We start from the raw sequence: 19,508 nt of genomic DNA, 5'->3' as shown, positions 1-19,508 counted from the left end.
AAGATTTAGCCAGAGTTTTTGCTCGCGCCAACAATCTGCGGCCTGTCAATTGAGAGAAAAGACGGTCCGTGGCCCAATCGTCATCGCCAATCTCGGCTGTTGCAGAGCGCTATGCCGGCTCGCTGTTCGACCTTGCCCTCCAGGCGAAGTCGGTCGCCAAGGTCGAGGCCGACCTTAACAGCTTCGAAAAGATGCTCGCCGGCAGCGCCGATCTCGAACGCCTGATCAAAAGCCCGGTCTTCTCCAGCGAAGACCAGGCCAAGGCCATTGCGGCTGTCGCCGACAAGGCCGGGATCAAGGGGCTTGCGGGCAATTTCCTGCGCGTCGTTGCTGCCAATCGCCGCCTGTTCGCGGTGCCGGGCATGATCCGCGCCTTCCGCAAGATCGCCGCCGAACACCGTGGCGAGACGTCTGCCGACGTCACCTCGGCTCACGCGCTGACGCCGGCTCAGCAGACCGAACTGAAGGCCGCGCTGAAAAGCGTCGCCGGCAAGGATGTGGCGATCACCGTCACCGTCGATCCGTCGCTGCTCGGCGGACTGGTGGTCAAGATGGGCTCGCGCCAGATCGACACTTCGCTAAAAACCAAACTCAATTCGCTTAAGCTTGCACTGAAAGAGGTCGGCTGATGGACATCCGCGCTGCGGAAATTTCCGCAATTCTGAAAGACCAGATCAAGAATTTCGGCAAGGAGGCTGAGGTCTCCGAAGTCGGCCAGGTTCTGTCCGTCGGCGACGGCATTGCCCGTGTCTATGGCCTCGACAACGTCCAGGCCGGCGAGATGGTCGAGTTCCCCGGCGGCATTCGCGGCATGGCGCTCAACCTCGAAGCCGACAATGTCGGCGTGGTCATCTTCGGCGCCGACCGCGACATCAAGGAAGGCGACGTCGTCAAGCGGACCGGTGCAATCGTTGACGCCCCCGTCGGCATGGGCCTGCTCGGCCGCGTCGTTGACGCGCTCGGCAATCCGATCGACGGCAAGGGTCCGATCAAGTACACCGAACGCAAGCGCGTCGACGTCAAGGCGCCCGGCATCATCCCCCGCAAGTCGGTGAACGAGCCGATGTCGACCGGCATGAAGGCCATCGACGCCCTGATCCCGGTTGGCCGCGGCCAGCGCGAGTTGGTCATCGGTGACCGTCAGACCGGCAAGACCGCCATCATTCTCGACACGATGCTCAACCAGAAGTCGGTTCACGACAACGGTCCCGAGCAGGAAAAGCTGTACTGCGTCTACGTCGCGATCGGGCAGAAGCGCTCGACCGTCGCGCAGTTCGTGAAAGTTCTGGAAGAGCGCGGCGCGCTCGATTACTCGATCATCGTTGCTGCGACCGCTTCCGATCCGGCCCCGATGCAGTTCCTGGCGCCGTTCACCGCCTGCACCATGGGTGAGTATTTCCGCGACAACGGTATGCATGCGCTGATCTCCTACGACGATCTGTCGAAGCAGGCCGTCGCCTATCGCCAGATGTCGCTTTTGCTGCGCCGCCCGCCCGGCCGCGAAGCCTATCCGGGCGACGTTTTCTACCTGCACTCGCGCCTGCTCGAGCGTGCGGCCAAGCTCAATGAAGACCATGGCGGCGGCTCGCTGACCGCCCTGCCGATCATCGAGACGCAGGCCAACGACGTGTCGGCTTATATTCCGACGAACGTGATCTCGATCACCGATGGCCAGATCTTCCTCGAGACCAACCTGTTCTTCCAGGGCATCCGTCCGGCGGTGAACGTCGGCCTCTCGGTGTCGCGCGTCGGCTCGGCCGCCCAGATCAAGGCGATGAAGCAGGTTGCCGGGTCCATCAAGGGCGAGCTTGCACAGTACCGCGAAATGGCGGCGTTCGCGCAGTTCGGTTCCGACCTGGACGCGTCGACGCAGCGCCTGCTCAATCGTGGCGCACGTTTGACCGAGCTTTTGAAGCAACCGCAGTTCTCGCCGCTCAAGGTCGAGGAGCAGGTCGCGGTGATCTTTGCCGGCGTCAACGGCTATCTCGACAAGCTGGCGGTCAACGATGTCGGCCGGTTCGAACAGGGCCTGCTGTCGCACATGCGTGCAGCCGGCAAGGAAATCCTCGACCAGATCCGCAAGGAAAAGGCGCTGTCGGACGATTTGCGTGGAAAACTCAAGGCGGAGATCGATAGCTTCGCCAAGACTTTTGCCTGATCGCACGTAGGATTAGAGTTGAAGCATGGCGTCACTGAAAGACCTTCGTAACCGTATTGCCTCCGTCAAGGCGACGCAGAAGATCACCAAGGCGATGCAAATGGTCGCCGCGGCGAAACTGCGTCGTGCCCAGGAGGCCGCGGAAGCGGCACGTCCCTATTCGCAGCGCATGGGGGCCGTTCTGGCCAACATCGCCCAGGCGGTTGGCGGCGGCGGCGACGCGCCTGCCTTGATGACGGGAACCGGCCGGGACGACGTGCATCTGCTCGTCGTCTGCACCGCCGAGCGCGGCCTGTGCGGCGGTTTCAACTCGCAGATTTCGCGGCTTGCCCGCGAGCATGCCCGCAAGCTTATCGCGGACGGCAAGACGGTGAAGATCGTCAGCGTCGGCAAGAAGGGCTTCGACATCCTGCGCCGCGACTATGCCTCCCTCATCATCGACCGCGTCGATCTGCGTGAGGTCAAGACGCTTGGTTTCGTCAATGCCGACGCCATCGCCAAGAAGGTCATCGGCCTTTTCAACGAAGGCGCTTTCGATGTCTGCACGCTGTTCTATTCGCAGTTCAAGTCGGTGATCAGCCAGGTTCCGACCGCTCAGCAGATCATCCCGGCGGCCGTTGCCGCCACCGACGGCGGCGAGGAAGCCAATGGCGGCGCGGTTTACGAATACGAGCCGGAGCCGGGCGAAATTCTCTCCGACCTCATTCCGCGCAACATTTCGGTGCAGGTCTTCCATGCGCTGCTTGAAAACGCGGCGGGTGAGATGGGCGCCAAGATGAGCGCCATGGATAATGCGACGCGCAACGCCGGCGACATGATCAACAAGCTGTCGATCACCTACAACCGCCAGCGGCAGGCGCAGATCACCAAGGAACTGATCGAAATCATTTCGGGCGCCGAGGCGCTCTAGGCACGATCCCGAAGGCCAGAAGCCTTCACGAAGATTGTGCGAGACAAGAACACGGACGAAAAGGGTAAACACGATGGCGAAAGCAGCGACCCCGCAAAAGGCACCCGCGAAGGCGGCAGCCGCGGCACCGGCAAAGAAGGCGGCGGCACCTGCCAAGGCAGCAGCGGCCAAGGCTGCACCGGCAAAGGCAGCCGCGAGCAAGAGCGCGACACCCGGGGTCAAGAAGACCGGGGCTCTCGGCAAGGTTCGCCAGGTGATTGGCGCCGTTGTCGACGTGCAGTTCGAAGAAGGCAATCTGCCGGCGATCCTGAATGCGATCGAGACAGAGAATGTCGGCAACCGCCTCGTTCTCGAAGTCGCGCAGCATCTCGGCGAAAACACCGTGCGCTGCATCGCCATGGACACGACCGAAGGTCTGGTTCGCGGCCAGGCGGTCTATGACACGGGCGCGCCGATTACGGTGCCGGTCGGTCCGGGCATGCTCGGCCGCATCATCAACGTCATCGGCGAGCCGGTCGACGAGGCAGGCCCGGTCGACTCGACTGAAATGCGTTCGATCCATCAGCCGGCTCCTGAATATATCGACCAGTCGACGGAAGCGCAGATCCTCATCACCGGCATCAAGGTTCTCGATCTGCTGGCACCTTACGCCAAGGGCGGCAAGATCGGCCTGTTCGGCGGTGCCGGCGTCGGCAAGACCGTGCTGATCCAAGAACTGATCAACAATATCGCCAAGGCGCATGGCGGCTACTCGGTGTTCGCCGGCGTCGGCGAGCGTACCCGCGAGGGCAACGACCTTTACCATGAGTTCATCGAATCCGGCGTCAACAAGAAGGGCGGCGGCGAAGGCTCCAAGGCAGCTCTTGTCTATGGCCAGATGAACGAGCCTCCGGGTGCCCGTGCGCGCGTCGGCCTCACCGGCCTGACCGTTGCCGAGTATTTCCGCGACCAGGGCCAGGACGTTCTGTTCTTCGTGGACAACATCTTCCGCTTCACGCAGGCAGGTTCGGAAGTGTCCGCGCTGCTTGGCCGTATTCCTTCGGCCGTGGGCTACCAGCCGACGCTGGCCACCGACATGGGCCAGTTGCAGGAGCGCATCACGACGACGCACAAGGGTTCGATCACGTCCGTGCAGGCCATTTACGTGCCCGCCGACGACTTGACCGACCCGGCGCCGGCGACCTCGTTTGCTCACTTGGACGCGACGACGACGCTCAACCGCTCCATCGCGGAAAAGGGCATCTACCCGGCCGTCGATCCGCTGGACTCCACCTCGCGCATGCTCGACCCGCTGGTCGTCGGCGACGAACACTACCAGGTGGCCCGTCAGGTGCAGTCGACCTTGCAGCGCTACAAGTCGCTGCAGGACATCATCGCCATTCTCGGCATGGATGAGTTGTCGGAAGAGGACAAGATCACCGTGGCGCGTGCGCGAAAGATCGAGCGCTTCCTGTCGCAGCCGTTCTTCGTGGCCGAAGTGTTTACCGGCGCGCCGGGCAAGCTGGTCGACCTAGCCGACACCATCAAGGGCTTCAAAGGCCTCTGCAACGGCGAATACGATCATCTGCCCGAAGCCGCCTTCTACATGGTCGGCACCATCGAGGAAGCGGTCGAGAAGGCACAGCGTCTGGCTGCTGAAGCGGCGTAATCAAGCGATTAGTGAATAGGGAGTAGCGAATAGGGAAATTGGTCGGCGTAGTGAGGTTGTCTCTTTCAACTATTCGCTATTCGCCATTCCCTACTCGCTAAATTTGCCATGGCCGAAGCTTTCAAATTCGAACTGGTTTCGCCGGAACGGCTGCTTGTTTCCGAGCAGGTCGAGTCCGTCGTCATTCCTGGCGCCGAGGGCGAGATGACCGTCATGGCGCATCATGCCCCGGTGATGACCACCATCCAGCCGGGCGTGGTCACGGTGAAGGGTGCCAGCGGCCAGGAAGAACGCTACGTTGTGTTTGGCGGTTTCGCCGACATCCTGCCGTCCGGCTGCACGCTTTTGGCCGAATCGGCGGTCGCGGTAAACGACATCGACCGCACCGATGTCGCCCGCCGCATCCAGGAAGCGCGCGAAGACGCCGCCGACGCCAAGGACGATGCCAGCCGCGCCAAGGCGGAGCAGTATCTCCACCAGCTTACGACGCTGGAGAGCGCCATTTTGCCGGCGTGATTTTTCGACATTTCATGACGATCAAAAGCCGGGTTCGCCCGGCTTTTTTTATGCCTGAAAGCGCCGCCCGACCGGCAACAAAAAACCCGCCACGTGGGCGGGTTTTTCAAATCCTGAAAAGGCGGCGCGGCTTAGAGCCCAAAACCTTCGAAACGCTTCTTGAACTTCGACAGGCGGCCGCCGCGGTCGAGCAGCGTCTGCTGGCCGCCGGTCCAGGCCGGGTGCGTGGTCGGATCGATATCGAGGTTCATCGTATCGCCTTCCTTGCCCCAGGTCGAACGGGTCATGTACTCGGTGCCATCGGTCATGACGATCTTGATGGCGTGGTAGTCGGGATGGATCTTGTCTTTCATCGGTCTAATCCTGGCTTTAAGGCGCGGCAGCGGCCTGATGGCCTGCGTCGAAGCGCCTCTTTCTAAAATGCGAAGCCGCAGCTTATTGAAGGGCTACGGCTTCTAAAACGGTCGAGGAGCCTATACAGCAGTCGCAACTGATCCACAAGGCCACAGCCTGCCATTTCAGGCATGCGGCGAAGAACCAGGCGCAGGGAACCAGCCAATGGCGCAAACCACCAGCGCAGACGAGCGCAGACGCTCGCTCAAGCCGCTCCGACGCCTCTTCCCGTTCATCGGACGCTACCGCTTCCTGGTCGCCGGTGCGCTGGTTTCGCTGACCATGGCGGCGGTTACCACGCTGGCGCTGCCGCTGGCCGTCCGGCGCATGATCGATCACGGCTTTTCCACCTCCGATTCGACCTTGATCTCGAATTATTTCCTGATGCTGATGGCGATGGCGGCCGTTCTGGCGCTGGCCTCGGCGGGGCGCTATTATTTCGTCATCACGCTGGGCGAGCGCGTCGTCGCCGACATTCGCGGCTCGGTCTTTTCGCACCTGACGACGCTTTCCCCATCCTTCTTCGACACCGCGCAGACCGGCGAGATCATCTCGCGGCTGGCCGCCGATACCACGCAGGTCAAGTCGGCGGTCGGGGCCACCGCATCGGTGGCGTTGCGCAACGTCATCCTGGGCTTCGGCGCGCTGGGCATGATGGTGGTGACCAGCCCGAAACTCTCCGGGCTCGTCATTGCCGCCATCCCGATCATCGTGTTGCCGCTGGTGGCCTTCGGGCGTTCGGTGCGGCGCAAGTCGCGGCAGGCGCAGGATACGCTGGCACAAGCCAACGCCTATGCCAGCGAGCAGATCGGCGCGGTGCGCACGCTGCAGGCCTTCACCAACGAGAAGCTTGTCACCAGCCATTTTTCGCAAGCGGTCGAAACGGCGTTCCAGGCGGCGCGCGCCTCGATCTTTGCCCGCTCGTTCCTGACCTTCTTTGCCATTTTCACCATTTTCGCTTCGGTGGTCGCGGTCCTGTGGTTCGGTTCTCGCGACGTGCTGGCTGGCACGCTGTCGCCGGGCACCCTCGGCCAGTTCCTGCTCTATTCGGTGTTCGCCGCCGGCGCGCTCGGCGCCTTGTCGGAAGTGTGGGGCGAGCTTTCGCAGGCAGCCGGTGCCGCCGAGCGGCTGACCGAGATCCTGGTCGAAGTGCCCGGCATCGCAACCCCCGCCCATCCGAAAATGCTGCCCGCCGCAGCCAAGGGCGCGGTCAGCTTCGAGGGCGTATCCTTCTCCTATCCGGCGCGCCCCGACCGCACCGCCGTGCATAGCCTGAACTTTTTCGTGAAGCCCGGCGAAACGGTGGCCATCGTCGGCGCATCGGGTGCCGGCAAAAGCACGGTGTTTTCGCTGATCCTGCGCTTCTACGATCCCGAAACGGGCCGCATCGTGATCGACGGCGTCGACGTGCGCGATGCCGACCCGAAGGCGGTGCGCAACCGGATCGCCATCGTGCCGCAGGACGTCACGGTCTTCGCCGCCAGCGCCCGCGACAACATCCGCTTCGGCAGGCCGGGCGCTTCCGATGCCGAGATCGAGGCAGCGGCCAAGGATGCACTTGCCGATGAATTCATCCTCAAGCTGGAAAAGGGCTACGACAGCCCGGTCGGCGAACGCGGCGTGACCCTTTCCGGCGGCCAGCGCCAGCGCATCGCGATCGCCCGCGCCATCCTGCGCGACGCGCCGATCCTGCTTCTGGACGAGGCGACTTCGGCGCTCGACGCCGAAAGCGAGACGCTGGTGCAGACGGCACTGGAGCGGTTGATGCAGGGCGGCACCACCATCGTCATCGCGCACCGGTTGGCGACCGTGCTGAAGGCCGACCGCATCCTGGTCATGGACGAAGGCCGCATCGTCGAGGAAGGCACCCACCGCAGCCTCGTCGCCAAGGGCGGCATCTATGCGCGGCTGGCGCGGCTTCAGTTCGAGACAGGTTCCCGCGCCTTCGAGGGCGCGGCGGCGGAATAGAACACCGGCCTTCCAAGCCGGTGCTCTACCGCTCGGCGCTTTATGCTCCGTAGCGCTTCTTCAAATGGCTGGTGAAGTGCGCGGCGTTGAGTTTCTCGCCGGTGGCGCGTTCGAGCAGGTCCGGCGTCGAGAAGCGCGAGCCATGCGCCCATATTTTTGCACGACGCCATTCGTTGATCGCGGAAAAATCGCCCTTGGCCAGGTCGTCGTCCACGCCGGGATGCTCCCTCGCCAGCGCCGCCCATTGCTGCGCCGCCATCATCGCGCCCAGCGTATAGGACGGGAAATAGCCGAAAGCGCCGCTGGCCCAGTGCACGTCCTGCATCAGCCCGTCAGCCGGGTTGCCGATGGTAGACAGGCCGAGTGAGGTGCGCATCTTGGCATCCCACGCCTCGGGAAGATCGGACGCCTCCAGCCTGCCTGAAACAAGCTCCTGCTCCAGTTCGAAGCGCAGGATGACATGCAGCGGGTAGGTGACCTCGTCGGCATCGACGCGGATCAGACCGCGCTCGACATGATGCACATGCGGCAGGATATCTTCCATCGACCAGTTTTCGCCGAGGTGTTTTTCCACCACCGGCAGCGCCCAGCGCCAGAAGGCGGGGTTGCGGCCGATCTGCTTTTCCACGAACAGGCTCTGGCTTTCATGTACCGCCATGCCGCGCGCCTTGCCGAGCGGCCAGTGCGCCCATGCCTTGGGCAGGTTCTGCTCATAGAGCGCGTGACCGGTTTCGTGCAGCACGCCCATCAGCGCCGACAGGAAATCGGAGGTCCGGTAGCGCGTGGTGATGCGCACGTCGCTCGGCACGCCGCCGCAGAACGGGTGATGCGAAATCGAGAGGCTGCCATGGGCGAGGTCGAAGCCCACCGCCGCCATCATGGCAAGGCCGAGTTCCCGCTGCCGGTCGACCGGATAGACGCCGGACAGTGGCTTTACGGGGCGCTTGCGCGTCCGTTCTTCCTGCACGGCCAGCGCCTCGGGAACGAAATCCTTCAAGAATGCCTTCAGCTCGGCAAAGACCGGCGTGATGTCGGCGGCGCGGTTGCCGGGATCGTACTGCTCCATCAGCGCGTCATAAGGATCAAGGCCGAGCACATCGGCGCGCATCGCCGCTTCCTCGCGCACCAGCGCCAGGACGCCCTCCAGAGCGGGCAGGAAGCCGCCCCAGTCGTTCTTGGCGCGCATGTCACGCCAAAGCTGCTCGCAGCGCATGCGCGCGCCTGTCTGGCGTTCCACGAATTCAACGGGCAGGCAGGTCAGGTTGGTGTATTGCCGTCTGAATTCAAACAGCGCCGCCGCCTGGTCTTCGTTCAGCACTTCCTGACCGGCGGCATCGATCCAGTCGGCGATTTGAGGTGCGGTGGCTTGTGCATGGTACATTCCCGCCAGTGCTGCCATCGCTTCGGCGCGCTTCTCGCCGCCGCCGACGGCCATATGGGTGGCCTCGTCGGCACCGAGAACAGCCAGCGCGTGCTCCAGCGCTTCGAGCTTGTGCCCGAGATCGTCAAGTTTCTGAAACGACATCTTGTCCCCTGAGGATTCCCGTTTTCATGATGGGCGCAGGGGACACTATGGACGGAGCGGTTGCAAGCTGCAGAAGCGGCGGGCGCGTATCGCGTTGCGGGCCGGCGTCAGCCGACCGCGATCACCGATACGCAGTCGCCGGCCTTGACCAGGCCGGGGAAATGCCGTGCCGCAAGCAGGCCCGTCATTTTCGCGCGGATATCCTGGGGCGCGGTGCCGGTGCGGCCGGTCGAGTGGACGCGCGCGATCACCGCGTCCGCCTCGACGGGTTCGCCCAGATCGACCATGGTTTCGATCATGCCGTCCTCTTCCGCGAAGGAAAAACAGTCGCCGGACGGCATGTCGAGCCAGCGCGTCGGTTGCTTCTCGACCGCACCATTTACGATACCCGAATGGCGCAGCACATTGGCGACGCCCTGCCTTGCAATGCGTACCGTCTCGGCGCGCGAGGTGCCGCCGCCGCCGAGTTCCGTTGTGACGAAAACCTTGCCCATGCCTTCTGCCGCCGTATCGTACATGCCGACGGCATCGATCTCGAGCATCTTGACCGAGTAGGGCGCGGAGAACGCCTCGACGGCCGCGAAGGCCTTTGCTTCCAGCGCCTTGTCGGGCAGGATGTGGGCGGCGCAGAACGGCATGAAATCGAGCGTCTTGCCGCCCGAATGGAAGTCGAGCACGAGGTCGGCGCGCGGCAGCAGTTCGCGCTGGAAATAATCCGCGATCTTGGCCGTCACCGTGCCATCGGGAGCGCCGGGGAAGGCACGGTTCATGTTGCCCTTGTCGATGGGCGAGGTGCGCGTGCCGACCCGGAAGGCCGGGTAGTTCAGCGCGGGCACGATAATGACAGTGCCGGCAACGTCCTTCGGGTCGAGCGTACGCGCGAGATCGTAAAGGGCCAGCGGCCCTTCATACTCGTCGCCATGGTTGCCGCCGGTGAGCAGCGCCGTCTGGCCTTCACCGTTGCGGATCACGCAGATCGGGATCATCACCGATCCCCACGCGGAATCGTCGCGGCTGTAGGGCAGGCGCAGGAAGCCATGCTGGACGCCATCGCGGTCGAAATCGACGGTGGGGGAGATGGGCGAGGGTCTCACCATCGGATCAATCCTTGACCACCAGCTTGCGCGGCACGTTGGCCAGGCACTCGACGCCGGTTTCGGTGATGAGGATGGATTCGGTGATTTCGAGCCCCATCGTCTCCAGCCACAGGCCGGTCATGAAGTGGAAGGTCATGCCGGGCTTCAACTCGGTCTTGTCGCCGGGGCGCAGGCTCATGGTGCGCTCGCCCCAATCCGGCGGATAGGAAAGCCCGATCGAATAGCCGGTGCGGTTGTCCTTGATGATGCCGTACTTCTTCAACACATCGAAGAAAGCGTTGGCGATGTCCTCGCAGGCGTTGCCCGGCTTTGCCGCCGCCAGACCGGCTTCCATGCCTTCCAGCGTCGCCTTTTCGGCGTCCAGGAACTCCTGTGTCGGCTTGCCGAGGAAGACGGTGCGCGACAGCGGGCAATGATAGCGGTTGTAGCAGCCGGCTATCTCGAAGAAGGTGCCTTCGCCCGACTTCATCGGCTTGTCGTCCCAGGTCAGATGCGGCGCGGAGGCATCGACGCCGGACGGCAGCAGCGGCACGATAGCCGGATAATCGCCGCCAAACCGGCCATCTGGACCGTCGATGCCGCGCGTGCCGGCATCGTAGATCTCGGCGACGAGATCGCATTTGCGCATGCCGACTTCCATCTTGTCGACGATGCGGGCGTGCATGGCTTCGACGATGCGGGCGGCCTTGCGCATATAGTCGATCTCGGTCGGGCTCTTTATCGCGCGCTGCCAGTTGACCAGCGCCGTCGCATCGGAAAAGCGGGCGTTGGGAAGGTTCTTCTGCAGCGAGGCAAAGGCGGCGGCGGAGAACCAGTAATTGTCCATCTCGACACCGATTCTTTTCGACCCCCAGCCGCGCTCGCCAAGCACCTGGGAAAGAAAGTCCATCGGATGGCGTTCGGTGGACTGCACATAGTGATCGGCGTAGCCGACGATGTTGTCATGCCCGATGTAGGCGGTGCGCTTCGCGCCGTTGGCGTCCTGGCCGCGTCCGTACCAGATAGGCTCGCCTGAAGGCGGCACGATCACCGCCTGATGCACATAGAACGACCAGCCGTCATAGCCGGTCAGCCACGCCATGTTCGACGGATCGCTGCAGATCAGGACATCGACGCCCTTTGCCTCCATGGCCTGCCGGGTCTTGGCAAGACGCTGCGCATATTCCTCGCGGGAGAATTTCAGATTGGGCTGCATTTTCTTCGTGTCCTCGTTTGTTGGGCCTTTTCAGGCCGGTATCAGCTTTCGAAAATCATTCCCGCGCCGGCCGCTTTGGCCCGGTCGCGCGCCAGCGTGGCGATGGCCGTGTCCTGAACGCCGGTGCCGGTCAGGTCGGCGATGGTGATGTCGCCGGCAGAGCGTCGGCCATGTATTTTGCCGGCTATGATCTGGCCAAGCTCCGCCACGTCCGCATCCGCCGCCATCACGCCGGCGGCAATGGCATGGTGCAGTTCGCCCAGCCGGCGTGTCTGTTTCGCGCTATCGGCGACATAGAGGTCGGCCATGCGGATGATCGCCGGCGCGATCTCGTTCTTGTGCTCGGCGTCGGAGCCCATGGCGGTTATGTGCTGGCCGGCGACAACGAAGCCGGCATGGATCAGCGGCTCGGTCGAAGGCGTTGTGGTCACGATGATATCGGCCCCCGCCATGGCCTTGGCCGGGTCGCGTTCGGCGCGGACGCGGATGCCCAGCTTTTCCCGCAACTCGCCGGCAGTGGCTTCGGCCTTGGCGGCGTCGCGCGCCCAGATGCGGGCTTCCTCGACAGGCCGCACCAGCATCAGCGCCTCCAGTTGCAGCTTCGCCTGCGCGCCGGCCCCGAAAATGGCGGCGACGGACGCATCCGGTCGCGACAGATGTTTTGCCGCGACCGCGCCGGCGGCGGCGGTGCGGATATCGGTCAGATAACCATTGTCGAGCAGCAGCGCCTCGACCAGCCCGGTGGTGGCGGACAGAAGCACCATCATGCCGTTGGTCGAGGACAGGCCGAGCTTCGGATTGTCGAAAAAACCGGGGCTGATTTTTATGGCAAAGCCGTCGATACCCGGCACATAGGCCGTCTTTACATCGACCTCGCCGCGATGTTCGGGAATGTCGAGGCGCAGGATCGGCGGCATGGCGACGGGCAGGGTGGCGAGCGCGAGAAAGGCGTTTTCCACGCAGGCGACCACATCGAGATCGAGCTTCACGATCTTGCGCAGGTCGGATTCGGTGAGGATGGTCATCATCGTCATGCCGCGCGCTCCACCTCGCCGCACACGAGCTGCCTGTGCAGGCCCATGTCGATGTTGCGGCCGGAGAGAATGACGACGATCGGGCCGCCCGCCTCTACCTTGCCAGCAAGGATGGCGGCGATGCCGACAGCGCCGGCACCTTCGACGATCTCGCGCTCCTGCGCATAGGCGTGGCGGATGCCGGCGGCGATTTCCTGCTCGGAAAGCAGGACAACATCATCGAGCAGATCCCGGCACATCGCGAATGTAAGCCGGTTGTCGAGGCCGATGCCGCCGCCGAGCGAATCGGCCAGCGTCGGAAGTTCCTCGACCAGAACCGGATGGCCGGCGTCGAGGCTGGCTTTCATGGCAGCGCCCCGCTCCATCGAGATGCCGATGACCCTGGTGGCCGGGCTGACGCCCTTGACCGCTGCCGCGACCCCTGCCGCCAGCCCGCCGCCGGAGAGCGGCACCAGCACGGTTCGCGCGTCCGGCACCTGCTCCATGATCTCCAGCCCGAGCGTGCCTTGCCCGGCAATCACCGCCGGATGGTCGAAGGGAGGCACCATGACCAGCCCTTCCGCCGCGACCAGCCGGTCGACTTCCTGCTGCGCGTCGTCCTGGCTGTTGCCGACGATGCGGATTTCGGCCCCGAGGCGGCGGATTTCATCAAGCTTGTTCTGCGGCACCAGCGTCGACATGCAGATCACCGCCCGCATGTTTTCGCGTGCCGAGGCATAAGCGAGGGCGCGGCCGTGATTGCCGGTGGAGGCGGCGATCACGCCGCGCGCTTTTTCTTGGCGCGAAAGCGAGGCCACGGCGTTGGATGCACCGCGCAGCTTGAACGCGCCGGTGGTCTGGCGGTGTTCCAGCTTGAGATGGACCGGTATGCCCATTTGCTCGGAAAGGCTCGCGGACAGGACCGTCGGCGTGCGCTCGACCTTGCCGGCGATCCGTTCGCGCGCGGCTTCAATGTCTTGAAGGGTAACGCTCGCCATGGTCAGTCACGCGGCAAAGCGAGCGTGTGGAGCCGCCCGAATTCCGGACGCGAAGCGTCGTCGCCGCACAGCCGCAGGCAGTTCCACGCGGTCGCCTGGTTCGAGGTGACGACCGGGCGGCCGGTGGCTTCCTCCATCGCGACGGCAGCCAAGGCCGACCGCAAGGCCGTGCAGGAAACGAACAGGGCGTCCGCCTCGTCGTGCATTGCCTCGCGAGCGAGTTCGACCAGCGATGCCGGAGAAATCCGCGCCATTTCACGGTCGTCTTCGAAGCCGAGACAGGTGGTGCTGGCGATCTCGAATCCATGCGCGGCAAAATACGCCACCATCGGCTGTGTGGTCTTCACGGTATAGGGCGTCAGAATGCTGATTTTCTTCGCGCCCAGCGCGCGCAGGCCCCGCACGCCGGCCATGGGCGGGGTGACGACCGGCGCACCCGGCTTGGCGGCATGGATGGCTGCCTCGATCTCGTCATCGCCGATGACGACCGAGGCGGAGGTGCAGGAATAGCAGACCGCGTCGAGCGCCTCGTCCGGCAGGATGAGTGCCGCGCCCGCCGTCAGCGCCGGCTGCATCTTGCGCAGATTTTCCGGTGTGGTCGGGTTGGCATAGGGGATGCGCGCCACATAGACGCCGATCCTCCTGCTTGCCACCATGCGCTGATAGTCCGGCTCGGACGTATGGTCCGTGGCAAGAATGATCAGGCCGATGCGCTTTTCCAGCGGACGCGGATCGAGCGGCGGACGGGCGGAATGCACGGTGATTTCGGGGGAACGTGTCATGAACTAGTTTTCGACCCTGCCGTAACGGCGCTCCAGCCAGCGCAGCGCGATGACGGAAAAAAGGCTGATGATGAGGAAGAACACGCCGACCAGCGTCATCGGTTCGACATAGCGGTAGTAGGTATTGGCGACGCTCTTGGCCTGGTTCATCAGTTCCAGCACCGTGATGGCCGAAAGCAGCGGCGTTTCCTTGAACATGGCGATGAAATAATTGGCCAGCGCCGGGATCATCGGCGGGATGGCTTGCGGAATGATGATGTGCGTCCAGGTCTGGCGGGCGCTGAGATTGCAGGCCTTGGCAGCCTCCCATTGGCCGCGCGGTACATTGTCGATGCCGGCGCGGTACACTTCCGCCGTATAGGTGCCGTAGTGCAGGCCGAGCCCGATGGTGCCCGCCACCATCGGCGGCAAAAGGATGCCGAAATCCGGCAGCACGTAGAAGATGAAGTAGAGTTGCACCAGAAGCGGGGTGCCGCGGATGAATTCGGCGGCGAAGCCGACACTGCGCGAGAGCAGCCGGTTGGGCGAGCGCCGCGCCAGCGCGATGCCGAGGCCGACGACCGCCGCCAGCACTGAGCCGAGCAGCGTCGCCAGGATCGTGATCTTCACGCCTTCCAGCAGGGTCGGCATGATCTGCCAGACGAAGTTCCAATCCCACTCCATTACAGGACCGTCCTTTTAGGGCTTGCGGCCATCACACACGTACTCCGTCGAGCCCGCGCGCCATGTGGCGCTCCAGCTTGCGCATGGCCCAGGAAATGGCGAGCGCGAAGACGAAATAGATGATCAGGATCGTGGTGAAAGGCACCAGCGTGTTGCCGGTCTGGGCACGCACGACCTGGGCCTGGAAGGTCAGGTCGGAAAGCGAGATCAGCGAGACGACGGAGGTTGCCTTCAACAATTCGATGGCGTTGTTGCCGAAGGTCGGCAGCATGACCAGCAGCGCCTGCGGCAGGATGACATGGCGCATGCCCTGCCAGCGGCTGAGATTGAGCGCGATGCAGGCCTCATGCTGTTCCCGGCCGATGGACTGGATAGCCCCGCGCACCACTTCGGCGGCATAGGCGCCGACATTGAGGCCAAGCGCCAGGACGCCGGTTTGCAGCGGCGTCAGGGTCACGCCGATGACGGGCAGCACGAAATAGGCCCAGAACAACTGCACGAAGATGGAGGTGCCGCGAAAGAACTCGATATAGGCGGTGGCCAGCGCCCGCACGGCGAAGAAGCGCGACAGCCGCCCCATTCCACCAAGGAACGCCATGACAACCGCCAGCGCCGAGCCCATCAGCGTAAGCTCGAGGGTCACCAAAGCGCCGTGCAGGATCAGGCCTAGATATCCGGACCAGTCGATGATCATGGGTTTTTCCGGTTGGCGAAAGCGTCGATTATGCGAAGCGAAGCCGGATGAGGACGCCCGCTTGGCCGATACCCCTCATCCGTCACCTGCGGATTACCTTCTCCCACAATGGGAGAAGGTAATCCGGCGCTTACTTCGCCGAGCAGAGTTTTTCGCGCGTCGTCGACATCGCGGCGGCCGCCGAGAAGCCATAAGGCTCGATGATCTTGGCGAATTCGCCCGACTTCTTGATCGCGGCCAGTTCGACGTCGAAGGCGTCGCGCAATGCCTCGTCGCCTTTCTTGAAGGCCGCGCCGTCGCAATAGACCGGCGCGCCCTGTACCGGCGCGATCACTTCGAGGTTGGGATCGTTGGCCTTCTTCATCAGGTCGTTGATCGACAGGACCGGCAGCGAATAGGCGTCGATGCGGCCGTCCTGCAGCATCTTCACGCCGCTCTGGCCGTCCGGAACGACGATGACGCGCTCGCGCGGAACGCCGGCATTGAGCGCCAGCTTTTCCTCGGTGCCGCCGCCGGGTGCGCCGATGGTCGCGCTCGTATCCTTGGCGACGTCCTCGTAGCTCTTAAAACCCTTCGGATTGCCCTTCTTGACCAGCATCGCCTCGGCGTCGCACAGCACAGGCTCGGAATAGGCAACGGCTGCGCAACGCTCCGGCTTCATGAACAGGCCGGCGGTGACGACATCGAAGCGCCCTGCCTGCAGGCCGGGGATCATCGCGCCATATTCGGAAATCGAGGCGACGACGTCGGCGACGCCGAGCCGCTTGAACACCTCGCGGGCGACGTCGGGGGCGGCGCCCGACACCTTGCCGTCGGCGGCAACCGCCGTGTAGGGCGGCTCGTTGGCGATAGCCAAACGCGCGAAACCCTGTGCCTTCAGCGCCTCAAGCTTGGCATCGTCGGCCGAACTTGCCGTCGACGTGGCCAGAACCGCACCAAGCGCAATACCGGCTATACCGGCCAAAATTCCAATCTTTTTCATCGTTCCCAACTCCTCTCGTGTTGTTTTTTGAGCGTATTAGGGCGTTCTCCTCGCGCCCTGCATGGCGGTCAGACGCGATGGCCCGCCGCTATGATCTTTTTCAGGAAGCTTTGCGTGCGTTCCTCTTTCGGATGGCTGAAAATCTCATCGGGCTTGCCTTCCTCGACGATCCTGCCGCGATCGAAAAACAGCACCCGGTCGGCAAAATCATGCGCAAAGCCCATTTCATGGGTGACCAGCAGCATAGTCATGTCGGTTTCGGCGGCAAGCTTGCGCATGACGTTCAACACCTCGTTGACCAGTTCCGGGTCGAGCGCGGACGTCACTTCGTCGAACAGCATAATCTTGGGCGACAGCGCCAGCGCGCGCGCGATGGCCACGCGCTGCTTTTGCCCGCCCGAAAGCTGCGCCGGCATGTTCTTGGCCTTGTCGGCCATGCCGACCATGTCGAGCAGTTCCATGGCCCGCTTCTCGGCGGCGGCGCGCGGCGTGCCCTTGGTCAGCATCGGCGCCAGCGTCACATTGTCGATGACGCTCTTGTGCGGAAACAGGTTGAAGAGCTGAAAGACCATGCCGATCTTCTGGCGCATCTTGGTGAGATGCTGCTCGTCGGCGGGCAGGAGCTGGCCGTTGCGCTCCATGTGGTAAAGCTGCTCGCCGTCGATCTGGATATGGCCGCCGTCGATGCGCTCCAGCGTCATCAGGATGCGCAGGATGGTCGTCTTGCCGGAGCCAGAGGGGCCGATCAGCGCCAGCTTCTCGCCGGGCATGACCTGCATCGACAGGCCGTCCAGAACCTTGAAGGCGCCGAAGCTCTTGGAGATGGCGTCGACCTTGATGATAGGCGTGGGCATGCGTTTCTCCGTGGGAGATGCCGATGTCCCTAACGATGCGGAACGCTTCAAATCATGTCAATTGGTAAAATAAAATCATGACAATATTTCTGATTCGCCACAATGGACTGTGTCGATGCTCAAATCGCCAGCAGCAGATGTTCGGGATCGCCGAGCAGAAGCTTGGTGATGACGCCGAGGCCGGCGCGCAATTCGCCCTCCGTGGTCGAGGCGAGCGAGATGCGCACGGCCGGCTTCCACGGTGCATCGGCGATGCGGAACGATTGGCCGGGCGCGATCGCCACGCCCTGAAGCCTCGCCTGCGCGACGAAGCTTTCCTCGGAGCGGTCGCCGGGCAGTTCCAGCCAAAGGTGCATTCCGTCCCGCTGTGCGCGGTAGCTGACATCGCCCAGCACTTCGGCGGCGATCTCCTGCCGACGCCTCAGCGCTACGCGCTGCCACTCCACCAGTTCCATGGCGGTGCCGTCGCTCACCCATTTGCTGGCGATTTCGGCCACCATCGGCGTCGCCATCCAGTTGGAGACGAGATGCCGGTTGGCGACGGCGGCCACATAGCGGTCGGGGGCCGCGAGATAGCCAATGCGCAGGCCTGGCACCACGATCTTGGTAAACGAGGTGACGTAGAGCGTGCGTTCGGGTGCGAACCAGGCCAGCGGCGGGGCGCGGTCCTCGACCAGCGGCCCCAGAACGTCGTTTTCGATGATCGCGATGTCGTGCCGCCGCGCTACTTCTGCCAGTTCGGACCGCCGCACCGATCCCATCAGCGTGGCGGTCGGGTTGATGACCGACGGCTGCACGAACACCGCCCTGATGTCGGAATGCCGGCAGGCGTCGTCGAGCGCCTCGGGCAGGATACCATTGTCGTCGATGGGCAGGCCTTCGAGGTTGAAGCCGAGATAGCGCGCCAGCGGCACCAGCGTGTGGTGGCCGATGGCCTCGGTCGCGACCGTCGAGCCGGGCGGCGCGACGCTCATCAGTGCAACGGTCATCGCCGCCGTTGCGCCATTGGTGACGCTGATATTCTGCGCCGAAACCTCGAGCCCGCACAGCCGCAGCCATTCGACGGCGATGGCGCGATGGCGCGGGAACACCATGTTCGGCCGGAACGACAGCGCTGAACTTGCCGGCAGCGTTTCGGCAAGCCAGGCCAGCGCCGCCCTCAAGCGCTCCAGGTGCATCGTCTCGCAGACCGGCTTCAGGATCGACAGGTCGATCACCTCGCCCGGCCGCTCCGGCAGATAGGGCGGCTCGGGCTCGCTGCGCTGCGTCTGCACGAACGAGCCGCGGCCGATTTCGCCCGAAATCAGCCCGCGCCGGATCAGTTCCTCATAGGCGCGGCTGACGGTCTGGACGGACAGTTTCAAATCGTCGGCCAGTCGCCGGTGCGTCGGCAGGCGCTCGCCATTCACCAGCCGGCCGTCGTGGATCGCACGCGCGATCTGGTCGGCCAGCGAGAGGTATGCGGGACGCCGGATAAGGGCTGGATCGGGGTGCCACAATGTCATGACTTATTAGAGATCGAAATCAGTGCAATTGACAACTGAAATCATGCTCCGCAATGGTGTCTTCACGAACAAGTGGACAACCATGACCGCATTGAAGCTCGACGCCATCGATTTGAAGATACTGGACGCCATCCAGCGCGACGGCCGCATCACCAAGCTGGCGCTCGCCGAAGCGGCCGGCCTGTCGCCGACGCCGTGCTGGATGCGGCTGGCGAAACTGGAAAAGGCAGGCATCGTCAGCGGCTATCACGCCAGGGTCGCCATGCGCGTCATCGCGCCGGTCGCCATCGTGTTGATGGAGGTGACGCTGGCCAGCCACCGCCAGGCCGATTTCGACCGCTTCGAGCGCACTGTCCGCGATATGCCGGAAATCGTGGCGTGCTGGTCGGTCGGCGGCGGCGTCGATTATCTCATGAAGGTCATGGCGCGCGACATCGACGCCTATCAGCGGCTTGTCGACGGCCTGCTGGAACGCGAGATCGGCATAGACCGCTATTTCACCTACATCGTCACCAAGACGGTGAAGGAGGAAACCGTGTTGCCGGTGGGCGAACTGATCGGCGCACAATAGGCGCTTTCGGAAGAATTGCCTTCCGCCGGCGGAAAA

19 protein-coding genes are annotated in these 19,508 nt (G+C 63.6%); 7 read left to right on the top strand and 12 right to left on the bottom strand.

What is annotated here, in order from left to right; genetic code table 11:
* Positions 1–68: 68 nt before the first annotated feature.
* The 5 genes from ACX3P0_RS09235 to ACX3P0_RS09215 all read left to right on the top strand — a co-directional run bounded on the left by ACX3P0_RS09235 (position 69) and on the right by ACX3P0_RS09215 (position 5,232).
* Positions 69–629, top strand: a complete 561-nt coding sequence (locus ACX3P0_RS09235; RefSeq protein WP_459087984.1) for a F0F1 ATP synthase subunit delta — start codon at positions 69–71, stop codon at positions 627–629.
* On the top strand, positions 629–2,158 hold the full coding sequence (gene atpA / locus ACX3P0_RS09230; RefSeq protein WP_459079331.1) for a F0F1 ATP synthase subunit alpha: 1,530 nt from the start codon (positions 629–631) through the stop codon (positions 2,156–2,158). Before ACX3P0_RS09235 ends, atpA begins: the two co-directional genes overlap by 1 nt.
* A gap of 25 nt (positions 2,159–2,183) precedes the next feature.
* Positions 2,184–3,068 carry a F0F1 ATP synthase subunit gamma gene (locus tag ACX3P0_RS09225; protein WP_459087983.1) on the top strand — a complete coding sequence of 295 codons (885 nt, stop codon included), beginning with the start codon at positions 2,184–2,186 and terminating at the stop codon, positions 3,066–3,068.
* 73 nt (positions 3,069–3,141) lie between these two features.
* Positions 3,142–4,716 carry a F0F1 ATP synthase subunit beta gene (atpD, locus tag ACX3P0_RS09220; protein ID WP_459087982.1) on the top strand — a complete coding sequence of 525 codons (1,575 nt, stop codon included), beginning with the start codon at positions 3,142–3,144 and terminating at the stop codon, positions 4,714–4,716.
* 108 nt (positions 4,717–4,824) lie between these two features.
* On the top strand, positions 4,825–5,232 hold the full coding sequence (locus ACX3P0_RS09215) for a F0F1 ATP synthase subunit epsilon (protein ID WP_459087981.1): 408 nt from the start codon (positions 4,825–4,827) through the stop codon (positions 5,230–5,232).
* Between the two features lie 131 nt (positions 5,233–5,363).
* On the opposite strand, the gene rpmE is transcribed toward ACX3P0_RS09215, so the two are convergent.
* Positions 5,364–5,585 carry a 50S ribosomal protein L31 gene (gene rpmE / locus ACX3P0_RS09210; protein WP_459079335.1) on the bottom strand — a complete coding sequence of 74 codons (222 nt, stop codon included), beginning with the start codon at positions 5,583–5,585 and terminating at the stop codon, positions 5,364–5,366.
* A 205-nt stretch (positions 5,586–5,790) separates the two neighbouring features.
* On the opposite strand from rpmE, the gene ACX3P0_RS09205 reads away from it, so the two are divergent.
* The gene (locus ACX3P0_RS09205; protein WP_459087980.1) at positions 5,791–7,593 is read left to right on the top strand and encodes an ABC transporter transmembrane domain-containing protein; all 1,803 of its coding nucleotides are present in this window, start codon (positions 5,791–5,793) and stop codon (positions 7,591–7,593) included.
* Positions 7,594–7,633: 40 nt separating this feature from the next.
* On the opposite strand, the gene ACX3P0_RS09200 is transcribed toward ACX3P0_RS09205, so the two are convergent.
* The 11 genes from ACX3P0_RS09200 to ehuR all read right to left on the bottom strand — a co-directional run bounded on the left by ACX3P0_RS09200 (position 7,634) and on the right by ehuR (position 18,901).
* The gene (locus ACX3P0_RS09200; protein ID WP_459087979.1) at positions 7,634–9,118 is read right to left on the bottom strand and encodes a carboxypeptidase M32; all 1,485 of its coding nucleotides are present in this window, start codon (positions 9,116–9,118) and stop codon (positions 7,634–7,636) included.
* 107 nt (positions 9,119–9,225) lie between these two features.
* Positions 9,226–10,215, bottom strand: a complete 990-nt coding sequence (gene doeB / locus ACX3P0_RS09195) for a N(2)-acetyl-L-2,4-diaminobutanoate deacetylase DoeB (protein ID WP_459087978.1) — start codon at positions 10,213–10,215, stop codon at positions 9,226–9,228.
* 4 nt (positions 10,216–10,219) lie between these two features.
* Complete coding sequence (doeA, locus tag ACX3P0_RS09190) at positions 10,220–11,410, bottom strand: ectoine hydrolase DoeA (RefSeq protein ID WP_459087977.1); 1,191 nt, start codon at positions 11,408–11,410, stop codon at positions 10,220–10,222.
* 41 nt (positions 11,411–11,451) lie between these two features.
* Positions 11,452–12,444: an ectoine utilization protein EutC gene (eutC, locus tag ACX3P0_RS09185; RefSeq protein WP_459087976.1), complete on the bottom strand. Its 993-nt coding sequence runs from the start codon at positions 12,442–12,444 to the stop codon at positions 11,452–11,454.
* Positions 12,441–13,421 carry a hydroxyectoine utilization dehydratase EutB gene (gene eutB, locus ACX3P0_RS09180; RefSeq protein ID WP_459087975.1) on the bottom strand — a complete coding sequence of 327 codons (981 nt, stop codon included), beginning with the start codon at positions 13,419–13,421 and terminating at the stop codon, positions 12,441–12,443. The genes eutC and eutB overlap by 4 nt, the downstream gene beginning before the upstream one ends.
* Positions 13,422–13,423: 2 nt before the next feature.
* Positions 13,424–14,203: an ectoine utilization protein EutA gene (eutA, locus tag ACX3P0_RS09175; RefSeq protein ID WP_459087974.1), complete on the bottom strand. Its 780-nt coding sequence runs from the start codon at positions 14,201–14,203 to the stop codon at positions 13,424–13,426.
* Positions 14,204–14,206: 3 nt separating this feature from the next.
* Entirely contained in the window at positions 14,207–14,866 is a 660-nt protein-coding gene (gene ehuD / locus ACX3P0_RS09170; RefSeq protein WP_459087973.1) for an ectoine/hydroxyectoine ABC transporter permease subunit EhuD, read from the bottom strand.
* A 31-nt stretch (positions 14,867–14,897) separates the two neighbouring features.
* Positions 14,898–15,557, bottom strand: coding sequence for an ectoine/hydroxyectoine ABC transporter permease subunit EhuC (ehuC, locus tag ACX3P0_RS09165; protein WP_459088225.1), 660 nt, complete (start codon positions 15,555–15,557; stop codon positions 14,898–14,900).
* A 133-nt stretch (positions 15,558–15,690) separates the two neighbouring features.
* Positions 15,691–16,542 (bottom strand): ectoine/hydroxyectoine ABC transporter substrate-binding protein EhuB, encoded by an 852-nt coding sequence (ehuB, locus tag ACX3P0_RS09160; RefSeq protein WP_459087972.1) that lies wholly within the window; start codon positions 16,540–16,542, stop codon positions 15,691–15,693.
* Positions 16,543–16,610: 68 nt separating this feature from the next.
* A complete protein-coding gene (ehuA, locus tag ACX3P0_RS09155) occupies positions 16,611–17,396 on the bottom strand; it encodes an ectoine/hydroxyectoine ABC transporter ATP-binding protein EhuA (protein ID WP_459079345.1) in 786 nt (261 codons plus the stop codon).
* 119 nt (positions 17,397–17,515) lie between these two features.
* The gene (gene ehuR, locus ACX3P0_RS09150; protein WP_459087971.1) at positions 17,516–18,901 is read right to left on the bottom strand and encodes a MocR-like ectoine utilization transcription factor EhuR; all 1,386 of its coding nucleotides are present in this window, start codon (positions 18,899–18,901) and stop codon (positions 17,516–17,518) included.
* 91 nt (positions 18,902–18,992) lie between these two features.
* On the opposite strand from ehuR, the gene ACX3P0_RS09145 reads away from it, so the two are divergent.
* Complete coding sequence (locus ACX3P0_RS09145) at positions 18,993–19,472, top strand: Lrp/AsnC family transcriptional regulator (RefSeq protein ID WP_459088223.1); 480 nt, start codon at positions 18,993–18,995, stop codon at positions 19,470–19,472.
* Positions 19,473–19,508 lie beyond the last annotated feature (36 nt).

The sequence above is a fragment of the Mesorhizobium sp. A556 genome, assembly GCF_054489545.1.
Note: the sequence above shows the minus strand (reverse complement) of the source record. Positions and strands in the feature narration are given on the sequence as shown.

Coding starts and splice junctions, on each gene's coding strand:
- atpA (WP_459079331.1), top strand. CDS start 629: ATGGACATCCGCGCTGCGGAAATTTCCGCAATTCTGAAAGACCAGATC.
- ACX3P0_RS09225 (WP_459087983.1), top strand. CDS start 2,184: ATGGCGTCACTGAAAGACCTTCGTAACCGTATTGCCTCCGTCAAGGCG.
- atpD (WP_459087982.1), top strand. CDS start 3,142: ATGGCGAAAGCAGCGACCCCGCAAAAGGCACCCGCGAAGGCGGCAGCC.
- ACX3P0_RS09215 (WP_459087981.1), top strand. CDS start 4,825: ATGGCCGAAGCTTTCAAATTCGAACTGGTTTCGCCGGAACGGCTGCTT.
- rpmE (WP_459079335.1), bottom strand. CDS start 5,585: ATGAAAGACAAGATCCATCCCGACTACCACGCCATCAAGATCGTCATG.
- ACX3P0_RS09205 (WP_459087980.1), top strand. CDS start 5,791: ATGGCGCAAACCACCAGCGCAGACGAGCGCAGACGCTCGCTCAAGCCG.
- ACX3P0_RS09200 (WP_459087979.1), bottom strand. CDS start 9,118: ATGTCGTTTCAGAAACTTGACGATCTCGGGCACAAGCTCGAAGCGCTG.
- doeB (WP_459087978.1), bottom strand. CDS start 10,215: ATGGTGAGACCCTCGCCCATCTCCCCCACCGTCGATTTCGACCGCGAT.
- doeA (WP_459087977.1), bottom strand. CDS start 11,410: ATGCAGCCCAATCTGAAATTCTCCCGCGAGGAATATGCGCAGCGTCTT.
- eutC (WP_459087976.1), bottom strand. CDS start 12,444: ATGACGATGATGACCATCCTCACCGAATCCGACCTGCGCAAGATCGTG.
- eutB (WP_459087975.1), bottom strand. CDS start 13,421: ATGGCGAGCGTTACCCTTCAAGACATTGAAGCCGCGCGCGAACGGATC.
- eutA (WP_459087974.1), bottom strand. CDS start 14,203: ATGACACGTTCCCCCGAAATCACCGTGCATTCCGCCCGTCCGCCGCTC.
- ehuD (WP_459087973.1), bottom strand. CDS start 14,866: ATGGAGTGGGATTGGAACTTCGTCTGGCAGATCATGCCGACCCTGCTG.
- ehuB (WP_459087972.1), bottom strand. CDS start 16,542: ATGAAAAAGATTGGAATTTTGGCCGGTATAGCCGGTATTGCGCTTGGT.
- ehuA (WP_459079345.1), bottom strand. CDS start 17,396: ATGCCCACGCCTATCATCAAGGTCGACGCCATCTCCAAGAGCTTCGGC.
- ehuR (WP_459087971.1), bottom strand. CDS start 18,901: ATGACATTGTGGCACCCCGATCCAGCCCTTATCCGGCGTCCCGCATAC.